The following is a 2337-nucleotide window of genomic DNA, read 5'->3' as shown; positions in this document are numbered from 1 at the left end:
TTAGATAATAAGCCAAGATATGTGGGATTATTTGGTAAAGTAGATGGTGCTAATTTTGCAAATATAAATGTAGATTATAAAAATGGTGGGATAAATGCAAGTAACGAATATGTAGGTGGTTTTGCTGGATATATAGATGGATTTGTAGATGGGATTTCTATTAAAAACATCAAATATATAAACAATAATGCAGATATAACTTTAGATTCTGGATACATGACTTATTATGGTACAGGTGGGTTTGCTGGAGATGCTAATGGGATGTTTAGAAATATATATTTAGATAATATACAAAACATTACAGTAAGGGCAAATTTAACAGATAATTCTAAAATTCCAGAAGAAGGATATGATTATAGAACTATGTTAAATTATGGCGTAGGTGGATTTGCTGGTACGACTTTTGGTATATTCGAAAATATACATATAAAAAATTCTGGAAATTTGGAATTAAACTATAAAACCAATCCTGGAAATAGATATCCAACTTATGGTATAGGAGTGGGAGGATTTACTGGAAATGCTACAGGTGGAATATACAATGGTATATTATTGCAAAATATCAAAACTATCAAGGCAAATCATCTTAATACACCCAATATAGGTATATTCCAAACTTTTGCAGGTGGGTTTGCTGGAAGAACTAGCAGTGGTTCTTATAAAAATATCAGTATAAATGAAATTGGAAAAATAGAAAGCGTATCTAATCGTACTAATAGCACCGGTGGGTTTGTAGGATGGATTGACGGAGGCAATTATAATGCTATATTTGTAAACGATATAAGAGAAATCAATAGTATTTCAGATGATAAAATTGCAAGTTATGATTTGCATACTACAGGTGGATTTGCTGGAGCTATTAATACTGGAGTATTTTGCAATATTAAAATAGATAAAATTAGAGATTTGCATACTACAGTATGGGGTAGATATTCTTATGCTGGAGGATTTGCTGGGATTATAGGATCAACATGGAACTCTAATATAGCTGAACCCTATCTTAAAGATATAGCTATAGATAATATAAACTCAATAAAAACAAGCACTAAATATGATTTCAGTTCAACACAAAGTGGTGGTTTTGCTGGATATATTAATAGCGGTAAATTCTATAATATTTCGGTAAAAAATATAGATGAAGTTATCGCAGAAGGTTTAAGAGGTACTATAGTTGCAGGTGGATTTGCAGGAAGTGTCTTAAAAGGTGGGTTTAGCGATATATTGATACATGATATAAAAGAAATTGGCGCTAGTTTAGCAGGTAACTACAATACTTTTATGGTTGGCGCAGGTGGATTTACAGGTAGCATACAAAGTGGGGAATTTGATAAAATTTCTATAAAAGGAATAGCAAAAATTACTTCCAAAGAATATGCAGGTGGATTTGCTGGAGATATTAAAGGTGGAAAATTTAGCAATATATCTATAAATAATATAGTTGATATTATAAGCAGTGCTGAAAGAGATTCTTATTCTTATGCATATGCGGGTGGATTTACTGGAAGTATATCTAGCTATATTTCACCTGAATTTTCATCTATAACACTAAACAATATAGATAATATTATAGCAACTAGCGTTGGAAACTATGGAGGTTCATACGTTGGAGGGTTTGCTGGAGATATTAACAGTGGAAAATTTAGCAATATATCTTTAAATCATATTCAAAATATTAAAAGCTCATATACTCCACTTGAAGATGAGAGTAAGGAAGATATAAAAAAAGTTTACGCTGGAGGGTTTGCTGGACAAATTTCTTCTGGAATTCTTGAAAATATATCTATATATGATATAAAAAATATTCATGCTATTAATAACGCTCAACACCATGGAATTGTTCTTAAAAGTGGATCTTATGCAGGTGGATTTGCTGGAGATATGTATACCACTAGTAAATTTAATAATATTTATATGTATTTTACTCCAAACTCTATTATTAAATCAGAAAGTAAGCTTAATGAAAGCTATGCTGGTAAATTTGCAGGTGTAACCACTATGAGTGGTGATGGAAATCTAGATATTTCCAATATTCACATTTATCATCACAAAAAAGACTTAACTAATGCAACAGCTGATCAAAAATATTGGGGCAATGAAATCCAACTCCATCCTTATGATGATAATAGCCAAGGTTATATAGACTTTAAAACAGCAGCTTTGGTAGCTTTAAATGGCTTAAAGGAAATAGATTGTGGTACTGGTAAGAAATGTTTAGTTTTTACAAGTGATTTTAAAGTTGATAACCCAAATATCACTTCTCCTGACATACCAGATTTTAATGCCAAACAACCAGAACCTTCAATTCCTAACATAGAAGATATTATTAACGAACAAGCC

1 pseudogene is annotated in these 2337 nt (G+C 31.2%); it reads left to right on the top strand.

What is annotated here, in order from left to right:
- Positions 1–2337, top strand: a pseudogene (locus CAMP5060_RS07965) (hypothetical protein); the annotation flags it as partial.

Source organism: Campylobacter sp. 1569 (assembly GCF_024723675.1).
Classification (GTDB): Bacteria; Campylobacterota; Campylobacteria; order Campylobacterales; family Campylobacteraceae; genus Campylobacter_D; species Campylobacter_D jejuni_C.
The sequence above is the reverse complement of the archived record's forward strand: the minus strand, read 5'-3'. Positions and strand labels throughout refer to the sequence as shown.